Origin of the sequence: Leifsonia sp. Leaf336 (assembly GCF_001423695.1) — a bacterium.
Lineage (GTDB): Bacteria > Actinomycetota > Actinomycetes > Actinomycetales > Microbacteriaceae > Leifsonia.
Genome location: NZ_LMOZ01000001.1, coordinates 1,593,597 through 1,613,609, shown reverse-complemented (window position 1 = coordinate 1,613,609; position 20,013 = coordinate 1,593,597). Strand labels below are relative to the sequence as shown.

The 20,013-nt window shown below is 69.7% G+C and carries 19 protein-coding genes; 7 read left to right on the top strand and 12 right to left on the bottom strand.

From position 1 onward, the window contains the following. Positions 1-2 precede the first annotated feature (2 nt). Both dxr and ASF88_RS07750 read right to left on the bottom strand, forming a co-directional pair. Entirely contained in the window at positions 3-1,091 is a 1,089-nt protein-coding gene (dxr, locus tag ASF88_RS07755) for a 1-deoxy-D-xylulose-5-phosphate reductoisomerase (protein ID WP_055916095.1), read from the bottom strand. After that, complete coding sequence (locus ASF88_RS07750; RefSeq protein ID WP_055916889.1) at positions 1,091-2,068, bottom strand: FKBP-type peptidyl-prolyl cis-trans isomerase; 978 nt, start codon at positions 2,066-2,068, stop codon at positions 1,091-1,093. The genes dxr and ASF88_RS07750 overlap by 1 nt, the downstream gene beginning before the upstream one ends. Positions 2,069-2,133: 65 nt before the next feature. Between ASF88_RS07750 and ASF88_RS07745 the strand changes: the two genes are divergently transcribed. From ASF88_RS07745 to ASF88_RS07735, 3 genes are read left to right on the top strand one after another with little or no spacing between them, the layout of a single operon-like run. Next, positions 2,134-3,480, top strand: coding sequence for an aminotransferase class III-fold pyridoxal phosphate-dependent enzyme (locus ASF88_RS07745; RefSeq protein WP_055916094.1), 1,347 nt, complete (start codon positions 2,134-2,136; stop codon positions 3,478-3,480). Positions 3,481-3,489: 9 nt separating this feature from the next. Further along, on the top strand, positions 3,490-4,416 hold the full coding sequence (locus tag ASF88_RS07740; RefSeq protein ID WP_055916092.1) for a hypothetical protein: 927 nt from the start codon (positions 3,490-3,492) through the stop codon (positions 4,414-4,416). Positions 4,417-4,462: 46 nt separating this feature from the next. Further along, positions 4,463-5,233, top strand: a complete 771-nt coding sequence (locus ASF88_RS07735; protein WP_055916090.1) for a lysophospholipid acyltransferase family protein — start codon at positions 4,463-4,465, stop codon at positions 5,231-5,233. 9 nt (positions 5,234-5,242) lie between these two features. Here ASF88_RS07735 and ASF88_RS07730 read toward each other — a convergent pair whose 3' ends face one another. After that, the gene (locus ASF88_RS07730) at positions 5,243-5,725 is read right to left on the bottom strand and encodes a CGNR zinc finger domain-containing protein (RefSeq protein ID WP_055916087.1); all 483 of its coding nucleotides are present in this window, start codon (positions 5,723-5,725) and stop codon (positions 5,243-5,245) included. 67 nt (positions 5,726-5,792) lie between these two features. On the opposite strand from ASF88_RS07730, the gene ASF88_RS07725 reads away from it, so the two are divergent. Next, positions 5,793-6,008, top strand: coding sequence for a hypothetical protein (locus ASF88_RS07725; protein WP_055916886.1), 216 nt, complete (start codon positions 5,793-5,795; stop codon positions 6,006-6,008). 29 nt (positions 6,009-6,037) lie between these two features. Here ASF88_RS07725 and ASF88_RS07720 read toward each other — a convergent pair whose 3' ends face one another. Then, positions 6,038-6,511 carry an OsmC family protein gene (locus ASF88_RS07720; RefSeq protein ID WP_055916084.1) on the bottom strand — a complete coding sequence of 158 codons (474 nt, stop codon included), beginning with the start codon at positions 6,509-6,511 and terminating at the stop codon, positions 6,038-6,040. A 38-nt stretch (positions 6,512-6,549) separates the two neighbouring features. Between ASF88_RS07720 and gabT the strand changes: the two genes are divergently transcribed. Next, a complete protein-coding gene (gabT, locus tag ASF88_RS07715) occupies positions 6,550-7,905 on the top strand; it encodes a 4-aminobutyrate--2-oxoglutarate transaminase (protein WP_055916082.1) in 1,356 nt (451 codons plus the stop codon). Continuing rightward, positions 7,902-8,900 (top strand): asparaginase, encoded by a 999-nt coding sequence (locus ASF88_RS07710; protein ID WP_055916081.1) that lies wholly within the window; start codon positions 7,902-7,904, stop codon positions 8,898-8,900. Before gabT ends, ASF88_RS07710 begins: the two co-directional genes overlap by 4 nt. Before the next feature lie 69 nt (positions 8,901-8,969). On the opposite strand, the gene ASF88_RS07705 is transcribed toward ASF88_RS07710, so the two are convergent. From ASF88_RS07705 to ASF88_RS07690, 4 genes are read right to left on the bottom strand one after another with little or no spacing between them, the layout of a single operon-like run. Further along, positions 8,970-9,794, bottom strand: a complete 825-nt coding sequence (locus tag ASF88_RS07705) for an ABC transporter permease (protein WP_055916079.1) — start codon at positions 9,792-9,794, stop codon at positions 8,970-8,972. Then, positions 9,791-10,711: an ABC transporter permease gene (locus ASF88_RS07700; RefSeq protein ID WP_055916076.1), complete on the bottom strand. Its 921-nt coding sequence runs from the start codon at positions 10,709-10,711 to the stop codon at positions 9,791-9,793. The genes ASF88_RS07705 and ASF88_RS07700 overlap by 4 nt, the downstream gene beginning before the upstream one ends. Beyond that, a complete protein-coding gene (locus ASF88_RS07695; protein ID WP_055916074.1) occupies positions 10,712-11,911 on the bottom strand; it encodes an ABC transporter ATP-binding protein in 1,200 nt (399 codons plus the stop codon). After that, positions 11,911-13,095, bottom strand: coding sequence for an ABC transporter substrate-binding protein (locus ASF88_RS07690; protein WP_055916072.1), 1,185 nt, complete (start codon positions 13,093-13,095; stop codon positions 11,911-11,913). The genes ASF88_RS07695 and ASF88_RS07690 overlap by 1 nt, the downstream gene beginning before the upstream one ends. A 399-nt stretch (positions 13,096-13,494) precedes the next feature. Between ASF88_RS07690 and ald the strand changes: the two genes are divergently transcribed. Continuing rightward, positions 13,495-14,610, top strand: coding sequence for an alanine dehydrogenase (ald, locus tag ASF88_RS07685; protein ID WP_055916071.1), 1,116 nt, complete (start codon positions 13,495-13,497; stop codon positions 14,608-14,610). A gap of 137 nt (positions 14,611-14,747) precedes the next feature. Here the strand turns inward: ald and ASF88_RS07680 are convergent, their stop codons facing one another. Genes ASF88_RS07680 through ASF88_RS07665 form a run of 4 tightly spaced genes read right to left on the bottom strand, consistent with a single transcriptional unit; the run spans position 14,748 to position 19,952 of the window. Continuing rightward, positions 14,748-15,335 carry a zinc-ribbon domain-containing protein gene (locus tag ASF88_RS07680; protein ID WP_055916069.1) on the bottom strand — a complete coding sequence of 196 codons (588 nt, stop codon included), beginning with the start codon at positions 15,333-15,335 and terminating at the stop codon, positions 14,748-14,750. After that, positions 15,332-17,644: a transglutaminase-like domain-containing protein gene (locus ASF88_RS07675; RefSeq protein ID WP_235493331.1), complete on the bottom strand. Its 2,313-nt coding sequence runs from the start codon at positions 17,642-17,644 to the stop codon at positions 15,332-15,334. Before ASF88_RS07675 ends, ASF88_RS07680 begins: the two co-directional genes overlap by 4 nt. Beyond that, complete coding sequence (locus ASF88_RS07670; RefSeq protein ID WP_055916066.1) at positions 17,641-18,984, bottom strand: DUF58 domain-containing protein; 1,344 nt, start codon at positions 18,982-18,984, stop codon at positions 17,641-17,643. Before ASF88_RS07670 ends, ASF88_RS07675 begins: the two co-directional genes overlap by 4 nt. Beyond that, complete coding sequence (locus tag ASF88_RS07665) at positions 18,981-19,952, bottom strand: AAA family ATPase (protein ID WP_055916065.1); 972 nt, start codon at positions 19,950-19,952, stop codon at positions 18,981-18,983. The genes ASF88_RS07670 and ASF88_RS07665 overlap by 4 nt, the downstream gene beginning before the upstream one ends. Positions 19,953-20,013 lie beyond the last annotated feature (61 nt).

Sequence of the window (20,013 nt, the reverse complement as noted above, 5' to 3'; positions counted from 1 at the left end):
ACTCAGTGACCGGCGATCAGCGCGTCCGCCGTCGCACGCGCCCAGCGCTCGGCCTCCGCCAGCGACTCGAGGCTGAGCTCGGCCTCCGGCTCATGCGCGTCGACTACGCGCTCGACCGTGTCGACGATGTCGAGGTACCCGATGGCGCCGGCATGGAACGACGCCACCGCCTGCTCGTTCGCTGCGTTGAACACAGCCGGGTACGTCGACCCTGCCGCGCCGACGCGCTTGGCGAGCGCCACAGCGGGGAACGCCTCGTCGTCGAGCGGCTCGAAGGTCCAGGTGTGCGCGCGCGTCCAGTCGAGCGGCTCACCGACACCGGGCACGCGGTCGGGCCAGCCGAGGCCGAGCGAGATCGGCAGGCGCATGTCGGGAGGCGACGCCTGCGCGATCGTCGATCCGTCGACGAACTCCACCATCGAGTGGATGACCGACTGCGGGTGGACGGTGACGTCGATGCGGTCGTAGGGCACGTCGAACAGCAGGTGCGCCTCGATGACCTCCAGGCCCTTGTTGACGAGCGTCGACGAGTTAGTCGTCACCACCAGTCCCATGTCCCAGGTGGGGTGCGCCAGGGCCTCCGCCGGGGTCACGTCGCGCAGCGACTCGCGCGACCGGCCACGGAACGGACCGCCCGAGGCGGTGAGGACGAGTCGGCGGACCTCCGTCGCCGCGCCGGCGCGGAGCGCCTGGGCGAGCGCCGAGTGCTCCGAATCGACCGGGACCAGCTGGCCAGGGGCCGCGGCCCGCTTGACCAGCGCTCCCCCGACGATCAGCGACTCCTTGTTGGCCAGGGCGAGCATGGCGCCTGTCTCCAGCGCCGCCAGGGTCGGGCCGAGACCGACCGAGCCGGTGATGCCGTTGAGCACCACATCGGCCTCCACCGAGCGGATCAGCCGCATCGAGTCCTCGGCTCCGAGCGCCGTGTCGCGCACCCCGAACCGCTCCGCCTGCTCGGCGAGGAGGTCGGCGTTGCGCCCCGCGGTCAGACCGACCACCTCGAACCGGCCCGGGTTGGCCGCCACGACGTCGAGCGCCTGCGTGCCGATCGAACCGGTCGACCCGAGGATGACGACGCGGCGGGCGCTCATCAGCGGGTGGTTCCGAGGATGTCGACCACGAAGACCATCGTGTCTGTGCCCTTGATCGCGGCGTTGCCCGCGGAGCCGTAACCGTCGGCCGGAGGCACGATCGCGATCACCTGCGAGCCGACCGTCTGACCTTCGAGGGCCTTGCCGAAGCCCTTGACGACCTCGGTGGTCTTGAACGAAGCGGTCTGACCGCGGCTCCAGCTCGAGTCGAACACCTGGCCGTTGCGCCAGAGGACGCCCTTGTACTGGACCGTGACGGTGTCGCCGGGGAGGACGGTCTCGCCCGATCCCTTCTTGAGCTGCGCGATCCGCGTCTCCGTCGGCGGGTCCGCCTTCGGGATGGTGATCGTGGGCTCGCCGGTCTTGCTCAGCTTGACCGTCGGGAACCCGGCCGTGGGTGCGACGGGAGTGCCGTTCGCCTTGGTGGGGAGCTTCGGCGGGATGTTCACGATGTCGGCCAGCAGCACGACAGGGGCGGTCTGCTTCAGCCCCAGCTGCGAGTACGCCTGACCGAATGCCTGCTCCGCGGTCGAGGTGACCACCACGCGCGATCCGACCGGCAGGCACTCCACTCCGCGGACGAAGCCGGGAAGCCACTTGGTGTCGTCGACAGGCGCATCGACGGCGGCCTGGTCGCCGAATCCCTCCGGCGCCGCGAGCTCCTTGCCGGTCGTACCGTCGTACGCGGCGAGGCCGAGGCCGACGGTCTCGCCCGCCGCCACCTTCTTGCCACTGCCCTTCGTGACGACCGTACGCTGGATGTCGGTCGCCTTGAGCGGAGTCGTGAAGGTCACGGTCGGGGTCTGGTGGAACGCACCGGAGACCTTGATCGAGTCGGAGACGCTGCCCGACTTGACGTTCTGGCAGCTCGCGGCCTTCGCGGTGCTGGATGCGGACGGAGCGGGCGACGACGAACTGCAGGCGGCGAGGCCGGCGACGACGAGGGCTGCTGTGAGGACGGAGAGGGATCTGCGCACGAGGAGCCAGTCTGCCGCATCCACCTAGGTCCCCGCTGAACGGACGCTCCGGAAGCGCCCATACGATGGAGGTCATGACCCGCGACTTCTCCGTTCCCCAGTCCCGCCACCTCGTCACCGAGCTGCCCGGCCCGCGATCGGTCGAACTGCAGCAGCGTCGGGTGGCCTCCGTCAGCCGGGGCGCCGGCACCCTCGCGAACATCTACATGGAGTCCGGCTCCGGCGCGATCCTGGTCGATGTGGATGGCAACCGCCTCATCGACCTCGGCTGTGGCATCGGCGTGACGACCATCGGTCACGCGCACCCCGCCGTCGCGGCCGCCGCCGCCGAGCAGGCCGCGAAGCTCACCCACACGCTCTTCACGGTGACGCCCTACGAGAACTACGTGCGCGTCGCCGAGAAGCTCGCCGAGATCACGCCCGGCGACTTCGAGAAGCACAGCATCCTCGTCAACTCGGGTGCAGAGGCCGTCGAGAACGCCGTCAAGATCGCCCGCAAGTACACGGGCCGGCGCGCGATCGCGACCCTCGACCACGCGTTCCACGGCCGCACCAACCTCACCATGGCGATGACCTACCGCCCCTGGCCGGAGCGCGCGGGGATGGGGCCGTTCCCCGGCGAGATCTACAGCCTCCCGATCAGCTACCCGTTCCGCGACCCCGAGGGGATGACCGGCGAGGAGGCCGCGGAGCGCACGATCGACTACATCAACACCCACATCGGCGCGACCGAGCTCGCCGCGCTGTTCGTCGAGCCCGTGCAGGGTGACGGCGGCATCATCATCCCGGCACCCGGCTACTTCAAGCGACTCTCCGAGTTCTGCACCGAGAACGGCATCGTGTTCGTCGCCGACGAGATCCAGGCCGGCATCGGACGCACCGGCACGTGGTACTCCATCGAGCACCACGGTGTCGTCCCCGACCTGGTGACCAGCGCCAAGGGCATCGCCGGCGGCTTCCCGCTCGCAGCGGTGACGGGCCGCGCCGAGATCATGGACGCCGTGCAGCCCGGCGGAATCGGCGGCACCTTCGGCGGCAACCCGGTCTCGACGGCCGCCGCTCTCGCCGTGTTCGAGGCGTTCGAGCAGGAGGACCTACTCGGCGAAGCGCGGCGCGTCGAGAAGGCGCTGTTGGCGCGCATCGGCGACTGGGCAGAGCGGTTCCCCGTCGTCGGCGAGGTGCGCGGCATCGGCGCGATGTTCGGCATCGAGCTGGTCGTCCCCGGCACGAAGAAGCCGAACCCGGAGGCGCTCAAGGCGGTGCTCGCGCACGCAACCGCGAACGGCGTCATCCCGCTCGACGCGGGAAGCTGGGACAGCGTGCTCCGCCTCCTGCCGTCGGTCGTGATCAGCGACGAACTGATCGACGACGCCGCGACCGTGATCGAAGAGGCGCTCGGTCGTCTCGGCTGACCGCGCACCATGAACCTGGCACGCCGGCGCGTCGTCGCCGTGGTCCTCGCGGCCGCGGCGACGCTCGCCGTGCTCCCGGCGCTCGGCACCGGCCCGGTGGCCGAGGCGGAGTCGACCGGCCGCACCGCACCGGCCGAACGTGCGGCGCCCGCGGCTACTGCCGCTGCGACGCCGTCGGACTTCGACCCCGGCGACATCATCAGCGACGACAGCTTCTACAACCCGTACGCGATGACCGCCGACCAGGTGCAGCGCTTTCTCGAGCAGCGCGCGTGCACGCCCAAGGACGCGTCGCCGTGCCTCGCGGATTTCCGGATGGACGTCCCTCGCACCGCGGCCTCCCCCGAGCGCTGCGCCGCCATCCCCGCGAAGAAGAACGAGCGGGCCAGCAGCATCATCGTGCGCATCGCGCAGGCGTGCACGATCAGTCCGCGCGTCCTGCTGGTGCTGCTGCAGAAGGAGCAATCGCTGCTGACCACCCCCAGCGCCGGCGGCTACCAGAAGGCGACCGGATACGCGTGTCCGGACACCGCGGCGTGCGACGCGCGCTATTTCGGGTTCTTCAACCAGGTCTACCGGGCCGCCTGGCAGTTCCGCGAGTACACCGCGCACCCCGGTGACTGGCGATACCGGATCGGAGCGAACGCGATCCAGTACCATCCCGATGCCACCTGCGGGTCCAGCCGGGTCGAGGTCGTCAACCAGGCGACCGCGAACCTCTACAACTACACGCCGTACCAGCCCGACAAGCAGACCCTCTCGCATCCGACCGGGCCGTCCGGCGCCTGCTCCGCGTACGGCAACCTCAACTTCTCGCGGCTCTACGAACGCTGGTTCGGCGACCCGCGCACGGTGCGCTACCCCGGATTCCAGCTCCCGTGCCTGATCTACACGGGAGGCTACGGATGCACGCCACTCCGCCCGTTCCAGGACTGACGGTCGCATGCCGGCCGCGGCATACGACCGGCACTAACCTCGTTCTGTGAACCAGCGCACTCCCGACGACGGGCAGCCGACCGAGGACGACGTCGTCCCGCGCCCCGGCCTCCTGTATTTCGTGGGGCGGCACATCGTCGCGCCGCTGCTCCGCGTCATCTACCGGCCCAAGGTGATCGGCACCCGCAACGTGCCCAAGCACGGCAAGATCATCCTCGCCAGCAACCACCTGTCGTTCATCGACTCCCTCGTCATCCCGATGACCGCGCCGCGGCGCGTGCAGTTCCTCGCCAAGTCGCACTACTTCGAGGGCACGGGCGCGAAGGGCGCCATCTCGCGGTCGTTCTTCACCGCGATCGGAGCCGTGGGCGTCAAGCGCGGTGCGGGTCAGGCGGCTCAGGAGGCCCTCGAGCAGTCCCGGCGCATCATCGACACCGGCGCAGCGTTCGCCGTCTACCCGGAGGGCACCCGGTCACTCGACGGCCGGCTGTACAAGGGCCGCACCGGAATCGGCTGGCTCGCGCTGACGACGGGCGCGAAGGTGGTGCCGGTGGGGCTGATCGGCACCGCCGAGGTGCAGCCGGTCGGCGCGAAGTTCCCGCGCGTGCGCCCGATCACGATCGCGTTCGGCGAGCCGATCGATGTCGCGCACTACGGGCCTGCGGAATCGGGTCGCGCCCGCCGGCAGGCCACGGACGAGATCATGGCCGCCATCCACGCCCTGACCGGGCAGGAGCTGGCGGGCACGTACAACGAGTCTCCGCCGGCGAACACCGTCGAGCGGGTCAAGCGGGCGCTGCGCCCGGAGCGCCTCTGAGCCTCAGGCTCACGCCTGATCGGTCTGCTCCTCGCGGCGCGAGCGGTAGGTGCGCGCCTTCTGTCTGTTGCCACAGACCTCCATCGAGCACCACTGCCGGGACCCGTTGCGCGAGCTGTCGTAGAACGCCCAGCGGCAGTCGTCCCCGCCGCACAGCTTCACCCGGCCGAGCTTGCCCTGGATGCTGAGCACGACCGAACTCGCGACGGCGGCCTCGGCGGCGGTGCGGGCGCTCAGCCCGATCGCACCCTCCCCGCACGTGGTCGTGAGCTGAACGGCGGGCAGCTCGGCCGCCTCGCCGTCGACGACGAGGCGGAGTGCGTCGCGAACGCGCCGGGTCTCGTCCCGCTCCCCCGCATCGACGCCGTGCTCTCGGGCCCAGCTCTCGAATGCCGCCGCATCGTCGAGTGCGTCGGTCTGCTCCTCCACGTCGAGCGTGTTGAGGAACGCCACCAGATAGTCGGCCCCGAGCTCGGGCGCATTCGTACGCATATAACCATTGTAACGCAATAGACGGTTACGGTAAGCTGTAACCACTCAACGCAGATAGGTGGTTATCATGCATCCGCTGGTCTTCTGGTCCATCTCGCAGGACGCCTTGGCGCACCGACAGGAGGAGGAAGCCCTGCTCCGCGCGCAACGGGACTCGGGCACTGAACAGCCCGCTCCGCTCACGCGCGACGAACGCTGGGTCGCGGCGATCCACCGCTGGGCCGCTGCCGAGCCGGTCCAGACGCCCTCGGAGTCCCCGCGTCTCCGCGGCCGAGCTATCTGACGCACGGCGGACGCCCCAGGTCCGACATCTCAGGCGAGTGTCAGCAGCTCCGGCTCGTGATCGACCGGGAAGTTGACGCTCGACGCGATGAAGCACTTGGCCGCTGCGGGCGCGTGTAGGGAGGCCGCGAGTTCCGCCTGCGCGGGGTCGGCGATGGTGACCTTCGGGCGCAGGACCGCACTCGTGAAGTGCCCTCCGCCGTCGTTGGTCTGCTCCATCACGCCGGTCGGGCGGTCGGTGTAGCCCATCACGACGACGCCGGCCCGCGCCGCCTCCGCGAGGTAGCTGAGCATGTGGCACTGGCTCAGGGCCGCCAGCAGCAGCTCCTCGGGATTCCAGCGGTCGGTGTCGCCGAAGAAGGTGCGGTCGGCCGACCCCTCGATGGGATGCTTGCCCTCGGTGCTGACGGTGTGGTCGCGTCCGTAGGACTTGTAACCGCTGGTCCCCTCTCCCCGGTTGCCTGTCCACTGCAGATCGATCTCATAGCGGTGCTCGAGCTTCATGCGACGATTCTCGCACCCCGGCTAAACTGGCCTGCATCATGACTGACACCCTGAGCACGCCCACGTTCACCGTGGAGCAAGAACGCCGCATCGTCACCGCCGTCCCCGGCCCCAAGTCTCAGGAGCTGCACCAGCGCCGCCTCGCCGTCGTCCCGACGGGCGTGTCGTCCGCGCTCCCGGTCTACATCGCCCGCGCCAACGGCGCCATCCTGGTCGACGTCGACGGCAACCAGTTCGTCGACTTCGGCGCCGGCATCGGCGTCACGACGGTGGGCCACACCGAGACCGCCGTCGTCGAGGCGGCTGCGAACCAGCTGCAGGACGTCATCCACACCCTCTTCACGATCACGCCGTACGAGGAGTACGTGCGTGTCGCCGAGCTGCTCGCCGAGCGCACCCCTGGCGACCACGCCAAGAAGACCGTGCTGGTGAACTCCGGCGCGGAGGCCGTCGAGAACGGCGTCAAGATCGCGCGCAAGCACACCGGTCGCCGCGCCGTCGCCGTGCTCGACCACGCGTACCACGGCCGCACCAACCTCACGATGGCCATGAACTACAAGGCGATGCCGTACGCCACCGGCTTCGGGCCGTTCGCCGGCGACGTCTACCACGCCCCGAACTCGTACCCCTACCGCGACGGCCTCAGCGGCCAGGAGGCCGCGGCCCGCACCATCGCCTATCTCGAGAAGGTCGTCGGCGCCTCCGACCTCGCCTGCCTGGTCGCCGAGCCCATCCAGGGCGAGGGCGGCTTCGTCGTGCCGGCCGAGGGCTACCTCGTCGCCCTCCAGGAGTGGTGCACCGCCAACGGCGTCGTCTTCATCGCGGATGAGATCCAGAGCGGTATGGCCCGCACCGGTGCGTACTTCGCGAGCGAGCACTTCGGCCTCGTGCCCGACCTCGTGCTCAGTGCCAAGGGCATCGCAGGCGGCCTCCCGCTCGCGGCGGTCACCGGCCGCGCCGAGATCATGGACTCCGCGCAGCCCGGCGGCCTGGGCGGCACCTTCGGCGGCAACCCCGTCGCCGCCGCCGCGGCCATCGCGGTCTTCGACCAGATCGAGAAGAGCGACCTGCTCGCTCAGGGCGCACGCATCGAGAAGGCGCTCAAGCCGGCGCTCGAGAAGCTGCAGCAGAAGTACGACATCATCGGCGACGTGCGCGGCATCGGCGCGATGGTCGCCGTCGAGCTGGTGCAGCCGGGCACGGGCGAGACGACCAAGACGCCGAACCCGGACGCGGTCAACGCGATCATCGCCTACGCCGCGCAGCGCGGCATCCTGTTCCTCAACGCGGGGACCTTCGGCAACGTGCTGCGGTTCCTGCCGAGCCTCGCGGTGTCCGACGCGCTCATCGCCGACGCCGTCTCGGTGCTCGACGACGCCTTCGCCGCACTGTGACCGCCGAGGTCTTCGCAACCGACGAGGCGGTCGAGCTCGCCGTCGTCGAGCGCAGCGGCTTCGTCGAGTCGCGGCACGCCGGCTCGGCGGTCGTGCTCGGTCCGGACGGCGGCGTGGCGATCGCGCTCGGCGCGCCCGAGAAGCCGGTCTTCCCGCGGTCGTCGCTCAAGCCGTTCCAGGCCGTCGCGGTGATGGGCGCCGGCGCGCACCTGGAGGGCCCGGCCGCGGTCCTCGCGACCGCCAGCCACGCCGGCACTCCTGCGCACATCTCGGTCGTGCGCGGTCTGCTCGCGCAGGCGCAGCTGACGGAGGACTCCCTTCTCTGCCCGGCGGACTGGCCGCTCGACGCTGCGGCGCGGGAGGCGGCGATCCGTGACGGCGCCCAGCGGTCGCCGGTGTTCATGAACTGCTCCGGCAAGCACGCGGCGATGCTGCTCGCCTGCCGGATCAACAACTGGCCGTTCGAGAGCTATCTCGACCCCCAGCACCCCCTGCAGCAGCACATCCGCGACACCACCGAGCGGCTGACCGGCGAGAAGGTCGTGGCCACCGGAGTCGACGGGTGCGGAGCGCCGGTGCACGCGATGTCGCTCGTCGCGCTCGCGCGCGGCATCCAGCGCATCGGCACGGCCTCCGACGGTTCGCCGTTCGCGCTGTTCCGCAACGCGGCCCAGCTGCGCACCGCGGTGCTCGCCGACGGCTGGGCGATCGACGGACCGGGTCGCGCCAACACCGTCGTCATCGACGAGCTGGGGATCTTCGCCAAGCTCGGCGCGGAGGGCGTCATGGTGATGGCCGCACCCGCCGGCACGACGGTGGCGCTCAAGATCCTCGACGGCAGCCTGCGGGCCGCCACGATCGTCGCCCTCTCGCTGCTGGCGGACGCCGGCGCGGTCGAGCGCGCAGCGATCGACGCTGTCGCGCCCAAGCTCGACCTGGCCGTCCTCGGCCGCGGCGCCCCCGTGGGCGCCATCCGCGCCTCCTACACGCGCTGACGCACGCCGAAGGGCACGTCGTTGTCGCTTTCGAGCGCGAGAAGTGACAACGACGTGCCCCTCGGCGGCCTACTGGGTGGCTCGCGCGAGCCGCTTGGCGCGGGCTGCGGCAGTGAGCTGGGAGATCAGCACCACGAGGATGGTCAGGATGAACACGGCAGACGCGATCACGTTCGCCTGCGCGGGGATGCCCCGCGACGCGGCGATGTAGATGTACATCGGGAACGTCGTCACCGCGCCGGCGTTGAAGTTCGTGATGATGAAGTCGTCGAAGCTCAGCGAGAACGACAGCAGAGCGGCCGACAGGATGCCGGGCAGCAGCAGCGGGAACGTGATGCGCCAGAACACCGCGTTGGGCGAACCGTACAGATCGCGTCCGGCCTCCTCCAGCGCGGGGTCGAGCGACGCCACGCGGGCCTTGACGGTCACCACCACGAAGCTGATGCAGAACATCACGTGGGCGATGATGATCGTGCCGAAGCCCTTGTTCACGCCGAGGCTCAGGAACTGGGCCGCGAGCCCAGCGCCGAGCACGACCTCCGGGCTCGCCATCGGCAGGAACAGCAGCAGGCTCGTCTGCGAGCGGAACCTGAACCGGTAGCGCATCAGCGCGATGGCGATCATCGTCCCGAGCACCGTCGCGATCACCGTCGAGACGATGCCGATGATGATGGAGGCGGCGAAGGCGTCGCAGATGCCGGCGGCATCGCAGACGTTCGTCCAGTTGCGCAGGGTGAACCCGCGCCACGCGATGTTGTTCTTGATCGCGTCGTTGAACGAGAACACGAACGTGTAGACGATCGGGATGAGCAGGAAGGCCAGCGCGAGGAACGCGTAGACGCCCAGCCCGAGCCCGCGGAACCGGAATCGCGCCCGAGGCTCGGTGGTCGTCACAGCAGGTCCTCCGTTCCGCTCCGCCGCACGTACAACCCGACGATCACCAGAATGACCGCCATCAGGATGACGGACATCGCCGCGGCCGTCGGATAGTTCTGCAGCACCAGGAAGTTGCTCTCGATGACGTTGCCCATCATCGAGGTGTCGGCCGCGCCGAGGAAGTCCTGCGACGCGTTGATGTAATCGCCCGCCGCGGGGATGAACGTCAGCAGCGTGCCCGACACGATGCCGGGCATCGACAGCGGGACGGTGACCTTGCGGAAGGTCGTCCAGTTGCTCGCGTAGAGGTCCTGTCCGGCCTCCAGCAGGCGGGTGTCGAGGCGCTCCAGGGTCGAATACAACGGCAGCGTCATGAACGGGATGAAGTTGTACGTCAGGCCGAAGATGACCGAGAACGGCGTGCCCGTGATGTGGGCGTCGGGCGGGAGGATGCTGAGCGCCTTGAGCGAGCTCGCGACCCAGGCGTCGTCGCTCAGGATGGCCTTCCAGGCGAGCGTGCGCAGCAGGAAGCTGATGAAGAACGGTGCGATGACCAGCGTCATCAGCAGGTTCTGCAGCACGGGACGCGTCCGCATCTTCACGCCGATGAAGTACGCGAGCGGATAGCTGATCACGAGCGCGGCGGCCGTCGCGATGAGGGCGTAGCCGAACGAGCGGAGGATCTGCGGCCAGTACTCCGAGATCGAGTCGGTGTAGTTCTGCCACTGGAAGGCGGCCTGGTACTGCCCGATGTCGCCGTCGGGCACCGGCGCCTGGAACGACGTGATGATGAGCGAGACGAGCGGAGTCAGGAAGAACAGCACCAGGTAGAGCACACCGGGCAGAAGCAGGACCAGCGCGATCCCCGACTTGCGACGGACGGCCGGCTCCTGATCCTGCGTCGCCGGAGGGCCGGTGAAGGCGGCGATCGCCATCTACGCCTCCTCCAGCTCGGACAGCAGCCGCTCCTTCGCCTGCGCCGCCACCGCCTGCGTGTCGGTGTCGTCGGCGAAGCGGCCGTCGGCCGGCGGCTCGTCGGCGAGCACGAACGTGTGGGAGGCCTCCCACGAGACCCAGACCTGGTCGCCGAAACCGGCGGCCGGCCCGCTCGCGAGATTCTGCGCGAAGACGATCACGGTGCCGACCCCCGCGACGTCGACCAGATACTGGGTGCTCACGCCACTGAACGACACGTCGATCACCCGTCCGGGACCGAGGCGGTTGGCGCCCGACGGAATGGTCTCCTCCCCCGCGTGCAGGGTCAGCTTCTCGGGCCGGACGCCCACCGTGACGGTGCCCGAGCCGCGTTGCGCACGCGAACGCGGAACCTGGATGCGGTGACCCGCGACCTCCACGCCGAGCGTGTCGCCCGCGCCGTCGAGCACCGGCCCGACGAAAAGGTTCGACTGACCGAGGAAGTTCGCCACGAAGACCGTCGACGGCAGTTCGTAGAGCAGCTCGGGTGCGCCCATCTGCTCGATCCGGCCCTTGTTCATGACCGCGACGGTGTCGGCCATGGTCATGGCCTCCTCCTGGTCGTGGGTGACGTGCACGAAGGTCAGGCCGACCTCGGTCTGGATCGACTTCAGCTCGAGCTGCATCTGCCGCCGCAGCTTGAGGTCGAGCGCACCGAGCGGCTCGTCGAGCAGGAGCAGCGCGGGCCGGTTGACGACCGCGCGGGCCAGCGCGACGCGCTGCTGCTGGCCTCCGGAGAGCTGGGCCGGCCGCCGCGCGGCGAGATGGTCGAGCTCCACGAGCCGCAGGGCCTCGTGCGCCTTCGCCACCGGGTCGCCGATCCTGCGACGGCGGAGGCCGAAGGCGACGTTCTCCAGGACGGTCATGTGCGGGAAGAGCGCGTAGCTCTGGAACACGGTGTTCACCGGCCGCTGGAACGGCTTGGTGCGCGTCACGTCCTGGCCGCCGATGACGATGCGACCTTCCGTCGGCTCCTCGAGGCCGGCGACCAGCCGCAACGTCGTCGTCTTTCCGCAGCCGCTCGGACCGAGCAGGGCGAAGAACGACCCGGCGGGGATGGTGAGGTCGAGGTTCTCGATGGCGGTGAAGCCCGGGAACCGCTTGCGGATGCCCACCAGCTGCAGGTCGGCTCCCGACTCGGCGAATGCTCCCTTCGGCATCAGGCCCCCAGGATCACTTTCTGGAACGCCGCCTGGTACTTCTGCTCCTCGGCCGGCGCGAGGGTGCGGAACACGTGCACCTTCGACAGCGTCTGGTCGTCGGGGAAGATCAACTGGTTGTCCGCGAGCTCGGGATCGATCTTGACCGCGGCCTCCTTCGCCCCCTGCACCGGCGTGATGTAGTTGACCCACGCGGCCACCTCTGCGGCCACCTCCGGCTCGTAGTAGTAGTCGATCAGCTTCTGGGCGTTGGCCTTGCGTGGCGAACCGATGGGGATGACGAAGTTGTCGCTCCAGAGCGTGCCGCCGGCCTCCGGTATAGCGAACTGCCAGTTGTCGCCGGCCTCCGCGTTCAGCTGGGTGATGTCGCCGGACCAGCAGATCGCCGCGAGCGTGTCGCCCGACTTCAGGTCGTTGAGATACGAGTTGCCCTTGATGTTGCGGATCTGGCCGTCGTTGACCTCCTTGGTCAGGGTGTCGATGGCCTTGTTGTAGTCGTCGTCGCTGAACTGCTTGGAGATGTCGACACCCTGCTGCAGCATCAGGAGGCCCATGGTGTCGCGCATCTCGCTCAGCACGCCGACCTTGCCCTTGAGGTCCGGCTTCCAGAGGTCGTCGATCGACTTCAGGCCGTTGGGCAGCTTCTCCTTGTTCCAGCAGATGCCCGCGAAGCCGCTCTGCCAGGGCAGGGACTTCTTGCGGCCGGGGTCGAAGTCGACGTCGACCAGGTTGGAGGTGAGGTTCTTCTTGTTCGGGATGGCCGACTCGTCGAAGGACTGCACGTAGCCGAGCCGGATCCAGCGGGCGATCATCCAGTCCGTGAGACAGACCGTGTCGGCGCCGATGTCCTTGCCGAGCGCCAGCTGGTCCTTGACCTTGGCGTAGTACGTGTTGTTGTCGTCGACCGCGACGTCGTACTTGACCTTCAGCCCGGACTGCTTCTGGAACGCCTCCAGCGTGGGGTACTTGCCGTTGTCGTCCTGGTCGAGGTACGCCTGCCAGTTGGCCCAGGTGAGCGTCTTGTCGGTGCTGGACTGGTCCTTGGCGGGGGTGGGCTTTCCGGAGGCTCCCCCGGTCGAGCACGCGGCCAGGGCGAGCGCCGCGGCACCGGCCGTCGCGCCGGCGAGCAGGCCGCGACGGGTGAGCTGGGAGGCACGAGCCGACTGCACGAGCTGGCGGATCATCGGGTCGTTCGGGAGTGGCCTGGAATTCACTTGCGGAGCTCCTTCGGGTCTATCTGGTGTTGCCTGAGGGCGATCCGCCGGGACACGCCGTTGTGTCCTCGCGGTTGGTCGATACTTGCACATGACCGACGCGATCCGCACCCATCAGGGGCCGAATCGTCCATTCGGAAACATGATCGTCACGAAATCCGTGTCGATTCGTCCGAAACGCGCGGGAAACCGCAGAACGCGGGTGCCGCCCGAACACGCAGTGAGACGAACTGTCGATATCCGCGCTGGTTCGACACGGAATTTACGGAATCAGCACGATCCTTCCTGAATTCCTATCGAAATCCTCCGTGAAGGGCGCTAGGGTGTTGTCGAACCATCACGTCGAAGTGCAAGGAGCTGAGGAGCCCCATGAAGGTCGCGATCCCCCGCGAGATCAAGAACAACGAATTCCGCGTGGCGATTACGCCCGCAGGCGTCCACGACCTGGTCGGCGCCGGACACGAGGTCTACGTGGAGACCGGAGCCGGTGTCGGCTCCTCCATCCCGGACGACTTCTACGCCGGGGCCGGAGCCACCATCCTCCCGGACGCCGCCTCCACCTGGGCAGCCGGCGACCTGATTCTCAAGGTGAAGGAGCCGATCGCCTCCGAGTACGGCTACTTCCGCGAAGGACTCGTGCTGTTCACGTACCTGCACCTCGCTGCAGACGAAGAGCTGACGCGCGCCTTGATCGAGAGCGGCGTCACCGCGATCGCGTACGAGACGGTGCAGTTGCCCAACCGCGCGCTCCCGCTGCTCGCTCCGATGAGCGAGGTGGCCGGCCGCCTCGCCCCGATCGTCGGGGCCAACACGATGCTCAAGCCGAACGGCGGCCCCGGCCTGCTCGTCCCCGGCGTCCCCGGCACCCACCCGGCCGTGGTCACCGTGCTCGGTGGAGGCGTGGCGGGCACCAACGCGACGTCGGTCGCGGTGGGCCTGGGCGCGGAGGTGACGGTGCTCGACACGAACATCGCCCGGCTGCGAGAGCTCGACGCCCTCTACTCCGGCCGCATCAAGACCATCGCTTCGAACAGCTTCGAGATCGACAAGGCCGTCGTGGCCTCCGACCTCGTCATCGGCTCGGTGCTCGTGCCGGGCGCCAAGGCGCCGAAGCTGGTCAGCAACGAGCTGGTCTCGCGCATGAAGCCGGGCAGTGTGCTCGTCGACATCGCCGTCGACCAGGGCGGCTGCTTCGCCGACTCGCACCCGACCACGCACGCCGACCCGACGTTCACCGTGCACCAGTCGCTGTTCTACTGCGTGGCGAACATGCCGGGCGCTGTGCCGCACACCTCCACCTATGCGCTCACCAACGCGACGCTGCCGTACGCCCGCGCCATCGCGAACAACGGCTGGCAGGCCGCCCTGCGCGCCGACGCATCGCTCGCGCTGGGCCTCAACGTGCACGCGGGCCACGTCACCAATCCGGGCGTCGCTGAGGCGCACGGGATCGTGGACGCCGCTGTCGCCGACGCGCTCGTCTGACGACGGACGGAGGAACTCCTCCGTGGTCCGCTCCCGCGGGCTGCGGAGGAGTTCGTCGTTTCAGGCGGTTCGCGTCTCGGGTTGTTCGCGTCTCGGGCGGTTCGCGTCTCGGGCGGTTCGCGTCGCGTTCGTCGCGGTCAGCTGACGTCGAACCACTGGTCGCCGATGTCGACCCTGGTCCCCCGGCCGACGCGATACCGCCGGCCCGCTTCGCACTGCCGCGCGACGCCGCCGAGCGGTCGCGCGACCGTGCCGTTGCCCGAGTAGCGATCGCAGATCCAGAGATCGTCGCCTTCGAGCCCGAACTCGAGGTGGGTCTTCGACACGCTGCGTGCGGGATCCGAGATGGCGACGAGCTGATCGACGTGCTCACCCGGCTGCGTGATGGGGCGGCGGCCGACGAGTCCGCTCCCCCGCACCTCCACGGTCTCGCCTGTCGAGAAGCTCAGCCGGAACACCCGCACCGACGCGGCGGGCGGAGCGCTCTCGATCGGGACGACGTCCATGGCCTCGGTCGGCGGGAGGCCGTCTTCGTCGACCTCGACGGCGCCGGGGAATCGTCCTGCAACCGCAGGCTTGGCGAGCGGCGGCACGATCGACGTGTCCGACGGCCGCGAGTCGGCGACCTCCGGCGGCCGCACCCGCGACGCCGTGACCGAACTCCCGCAGTTTCCGCAGAACAGCGTCCCCTCGGAGAGCGCCGCTCCGCACACCCGGCATCTCATCGCCTGTTCGTCCTCTCTCGCGTCCTTCCACGGTAGCCGAGGGACCTCAGCGAGACCGCCGCGAGCATGCGCTTCCACCGCGTGTCGCGCCGATCAAGCTGGGCGCGGAGGTCGTCGACCGCCTTCCACACCGTGTCCGCCTCCGCCGTCGTCGGCGCGAGCGGGCTGAAGACCGCCCGGTCGGCCACCTTGGCTAGGGCCGCGGCACGCGTGCCGCCGATGGTCGTCGCGAACTCCACACGCGTCGCGGAGGGCGGAGGGTCGTAGCCGTGGTCCACGGCCGCGTCGGCGAACTCCCGCCAGCCCCCGACGATCCGGTCCGCGGCCGTCGCGGCGGACCTGCGCAGCGAGCGCCGCCGCCACTTGGCCGCGATCACCGCCAGGAACGGCGCCGCGAGCACCGCGAGCACGAGCAGCGTCCAGCCGATCACGATGAGCACCGTCAGGATCGTCTCCAGCACGGGATTCGGCGCGTGCTGCGGTGTGCTGTCGACCTGCGCCTGCGGCGGCTCCTCGTTCTGCTGCGGGCTGTCGTCGACCGGCGGTTGCACGTTCGTCTGGGGCCGCGAGATCTCGGTCGGCTGCTCCGGCTGCTTCGGCGGAACCGGGCGCACAGGAGGTGTCGGGTCGACCGTGACCCAGCCGGTGGAGGTCTGCACCTCGATCCAGGCCGAGACGTCGGAGCCGAGGAAGGTGACGGGGCCGACGCCCGCGTCGGCGGGTGCGACGAAGCCCATCACGACGCGCGCCGGGAACCCGAGCTGTCGGGCCATCAGCGCCGCCGTCACGGCGTACTGCTCCTGGTCGCCCAGCATCGGGACGTTCGTCAGCAGCTCGGTGATCCGGTCGGCACCGTGACCCGATCGGCTCGCCGGCTCGCCCTTGCCGATCCCGTGACTGATGTAGCCGTCCTTCGCGAGACCCTGCAGCGCCGCCGCCAGCTTCGGACCGGCACCGGTGGCCCCTGCGGTGTACTTCTGCAGCGTCGACTGCAGCTCGTCGGGGATCACGGTCGGCCGCGGGACGGAGTCGGAGCCCGGCTCGACCTTCGTCAGCTGAGACGCCGACAGCTTCGGGGGCGTCACGGAGTCGGCCACATACGAGTCGCCGTCGCGGAGCGAGGAGAGCACCGCGCCCGTGCCTGTGACGTCGTTGTAGAAGTACGCTCCGGAGAGCGTCGACGCGTGATTCCCGAGGAACTGGATCTGCTCGAGCTGGCCCGTCCCCGGCACCCAGGGACCCCGGTAGCCGCGGACGCTCACCGTCAGCTGCGTCTGCGTGCCCGTGGTGCCGGACTGGTCGAGCCGGTAGGGCAGCCGGGTGAAGGCTCCGGAGGCACTCGTGGCCGCCGCGCTCCCCACGGAGTACGTCACGCCGTCGTAGGTGTCCAGGGTCGCGATCCGGATGCGTCCGTCGGCGGGCAGCCCGCTGACGCTGAGCATCGGCTCCGAGGCGGAACCCGGCTCGAGGTACGACCGGAAGCCGCTCAGCGGGCTCGGGTAGGCACGCGGATCGAACGGCTGCTCCACCGCCGTGCGCACCACGTGCCGGTCTGTCGACGGCGGCACCAGCACGGTGGCGCCGATCCCGACGACCGCCGCGCCGACGAGCATCACCGTCGCCCCGGTCGCCGTCAGCACTGCCGTCGAACCGCGCTCCCTGCGCGTCTCGACGGTGAGACCGCTCTGCTCGCGCAGTGTGCGCACCGCGGCGGTCCGCCGGCGCAGGCGCAGGCGGATGTTCCAGATCAGCAGCAGCGCGAACAGTCCGAGCACCAGCCAGAGCGGCGCCGGAGCGATCGCCGGTCCGAAAGCGATCCCGGCGATCAGCACGATCACAGGCGGGATGCCGGCCAACTCAGGCAGCGCGGAGCGGAGCGCGATGGTGGTCGTGATCACGCTCGCCAGCAGAACGAGGATGAATGCCGGCACCAGCAGCGCCTGATACGACCCGACGGGGACCGAGATGGTGACCAGCTGCTTCCAGGAGAGCCACGTCCCCTGCGCGAGGTCGATGAAGCCCTGCGGCGTCGGCAGGAGGCCGCCGGCCGTCGCCTCCCCCGGCACCGCCAGCTGCACGCCCGTCGCCAGATAGACGACCACGATCAGACCGCCCATGACGATGCTGGGCCAGCGCAACGCTGCCCCCAGCACGGCGACGGCCGCGCCGAGCACGAGCGTCACCACGAGCATCGTGACGAACGCCGCCGACTGGTACACGGGCCAGAACGACCACGCCGCCAACGCGACCGCCGCAATCGCGAAACCGGTGTCGGCGGCGGCGGAACGCCAGGGCAGTCTCCCGATCATGTCGCGAGCCGTTTCGCGAGGGAGCGCTGGAGGTCCTCCAGGTAGCCGATGGTCAGCACGCTGAGGTCGGCGACGCGCCGCAGGGACGGCACGGCGCCCTCGTCGCAGACGATGGCGACCACGTCCACTCCGAGCGGGAAGTGCGTCGCGGCCGAGCGCAGCTGCGTCGCCGTGACGGTCGAGCCGCAGATGAGGAAGACGATCGACGTCCCCGCGGTGTCCTCGCTCGCGACCTGTGCGAGCTCGGGGAGCCGGAGCGCCGCCTCCGCCGTCTCCACGCCGGCCAGATCGTCGAGCAGCCTGCCGCGGCCGACCGTGCTCAGGCGGCGCGCGCTGAACACCACCCGCTTGGCGAAGTCCGGCGTCTCCGCGCTGGCCACGACCGAGACCGTCCGGGAGTCCAGCATCGCGCGCACGCCCAGCGAGCCCGTGGCGCTCACGGCGAGCTCGAACTCCTCGTCGGTGGCGTAGTCGGCCTCCGACAGGCTGAGCGCGACGAGCAGGTGGCTGCGCCGCGTCTCCTCGAACTGGCGCACCATGTAGCTGCCGGTCTTCGCCGTGCTCTTCCAGTGGATGTTGCGGCGCTCGTCACCCGGCGTGTACTCGCGCAGCGCGTGGAAGGCGATGTCGCTCTGGGTCAGGTCGCGGGTCGGCGCACCCTCCAGGTCGCGCACGAAACCGGTGCTCATGCTCGGGATGGCGATGATGCGGGGGTGCACGAAGAGGTCGAGCGAGTCGGCCCAGACCCACTCGCGCCGCAGCATCCCGACCGGATCGGCTCGGACGGTGCGCACCGGGCCGATCGGGACGATGCCGCGCCTGCTGGTGGGCACGACGAACACGTCGGAGTGCTCGTCGCCGCTCAAAAGCGACGGCGCGGCGAACTCGGCGAGCCCGGCGCCGACCGGCACCTCGACCCGCACACCGGGCAGGCGCCGGCGTGTGGGGTTGCGCACCGTGACCTCGCCAGGGGCGCGGTCGCCGACGACCACGCGGTTGGTCGGCAGCGCGAGTCCCACGTCGTAGGCGATGCGGCCGACAAGGTAGAGCGAGGCGATCAGGAGCAGCGCAGCGGCCGCCCAGCCCGCGACCACGGCCTCGGTCCAGCCCAGCACGTATCCCGCCACGAGCGAGAGCACGGTCACCACGAGCATCGACCAACCGAGCGGAGTGATCACCGCCCCGAGCACACCCGCGGCGGACGCCACCGCGCGGCCGACGATCGCGCTCGTCCGGACGACCCAGACGATCGCGTCGGCGAGCAGCCCGTCGCGCTCGCCGACGATGCGGGCGCGCGCGTTGGTGAGCTCGACCTGGGTGCGGGTGACGGTGCTGGTCACACGGCGGCCCGATCGCTCGGCGGGGGTACCTCGATCAGCAGCTGGCCGACCACGCTGGAGGCCGTGACACCCTCGAACTCCGCCTCGGGGTCGAGGACCATGCGGTGCGCCAGCACAGGCTCGGCCAGCGCCTTCACGTCGTCCGGGGTGACGTAGTAGCGGCCGTTGGATGCGGCGAGCGTCTTCGCGGCGCGGACGAGTGCGAGCGCCCCGCGCACGCTGACCCCGAGGCGGATCTCGTCGGCTGTGCGGCTGGCGTCGACCAACCGGGAGACATAGTCGTTGATCGACGGGTCGACGTGCACGCCGCGCGCCATGTCCGCCATCTCGACGACCGTCTCGGCCGAGATCACCTCCGGCACGACGATCTCGTGCGCACGGCGCTCCGCGCCCTCCAGGATCCGCAGGGTGGCCTCATGGTCGGGATAGCCGATCGAGGCCTTCATCAGGAAGCGGTCGAGCTGCGCCTCGGGCAGCCGGTACGTTCCCGCCTGCTCGATCGGGTTCTGCGTGGCGATCACCATGAACGGCTCGCCGACCGGATGCCGGACGCCGTCGACGGTGACCTGCTGCTCCTCCATGACCTCCAGGAGGGCGGACTGGGTCTTGGGCGAGGCGCGGTTGATCTCGTCGGCGAGGACGATGTTCGCGAAGACCGGTCCGCGATGGAACTCGAAAGCGCCGGTCCGCTGGTCGTAGATGTTGACGCCGGTGATGTCGCCCGGGAGCAGGTCGGGGGTGAACTGGACGCGGTTGGTCGTGCCCCGCACACTTTCGGCCATCGCCCGCGCGAGAGACGTCTTGCCGGTTCCGGGGTAGTCCTCCAGCAGCAGATGACCCTCGCTCAGCAGAGCGGTGAGCGCGAGGCGGATGACGTGCGACTTGCCCAGCAGGACGCGGTCGATGTTCTGCACGAGGCGGTCGAACACGCCCGAGAACCAGCCGGCCTGCTCGGGGGTCATCGTCATGCTGTGGCCTCTCTCGGGTCGCGTGAGCAGCGCCGCGCTCGTGCGCGCGCCGTCCTCAGTA

Bases quoted from the DNA above. Each gene is read 5' to 3' on its own strand.
- dxr (WP_055916095.1), bottom strand. From the start codon at position 1,091: ATGAGCGCCCGCCGCGTCGTCATCCTCGGGTCGACCGGTTCGATCGGC.
- ASF88_RS07690 (WP_055916072.1), bottom strand. From the start codon at position 13,095: ATGATCCGCCAGCTCGTGCAGTCGGCTCGTGCCTCCCAGCTCACCCGT.
- ald (WP_055916071.1), top strand. From the start codon at position 13,495: ATGAAGGTCGCGATCCCCCGCGAGATCAAGAACAACGAATTCCGCGTG.
- ASF88_RS07665 (WP_055916065.1), bottom strand. From the start codon at position 19,952: ATGACGATGACCCCCGAGCAGGCCGGCTGGTTCTCGGGCGTGTTCGAC.
- ASF88_RS07745 (WP_055916094.1), top strand. From the start codon at position 2,134: ATGGAGGTCATGACCCGCGACTTCTCCGTTCCCCAGTCCCGCCACCTC.
- ASF88_RS07720 (WP_055916084.1), bottom strand. From the start codon at position 6,511: ATGAAGCTCGAGCACCGCTATGAGATCGATCTGCAGTGGACAGGCAAC.
- ASF88_RS07695 (WP_055916074.1), bottom strand. From the start codon at position 11,911: ATGCCGAAGGGAGCATTCGCCGAGTCGGGAGCCGACCTGCAGCTGGTG.
- gabT (WP_055916082.1), top strand. From the start codon at position 6,550: ATGACTGACACCCTGAGCACGCCCACGTTCACCGTGGAGCAAGAACGC.
- ASF88_RS07740 (WP_055916092.1), top strand. From the start codon at position 3,490: ATGAACCTGGCACGCCGGCGCGTCGTCGCCGTGGTCCTCGCGGCCGCG.
- ASF88_RS07730 (WP_055916087.1), bottom strand. From the start codon at position 5,725: ATGCGTACGAATGCGCCCGAGCTCGGGGCCGACTATCTGGTGGCGTTC.
- ASF88_RS07675 (WP_235493331.1), bottom strand. From the start codon at position 17,644: ATGATCGGGAGACTGCCCTGGCGTTCCGCCGCCGCCGACACCGGTTTC.
- ASF88_RS07725 (WP_055916886.1), top strand. From the start codon at position 5,793: ATGCATCCGCTGGTCTTCTGGTCCATCTCGCAGGACGCCTTGGCGCAC.
- ASF88_RS07680 (WP_055916069.1), bottom strand. From the start codon at position 15,335: ATGAGATGCCGGGTGTGCGGAGCGGCGCTCTCCGAGGGGACGCTGTTC.
- ASF88_RS07700 (WP_055916076.1), bottom strand. From the start codon at position 10,711: ATGGCGATCGCCGCCTTCACCGGCCCTCCGGCGACGCAGGATCAGGAG.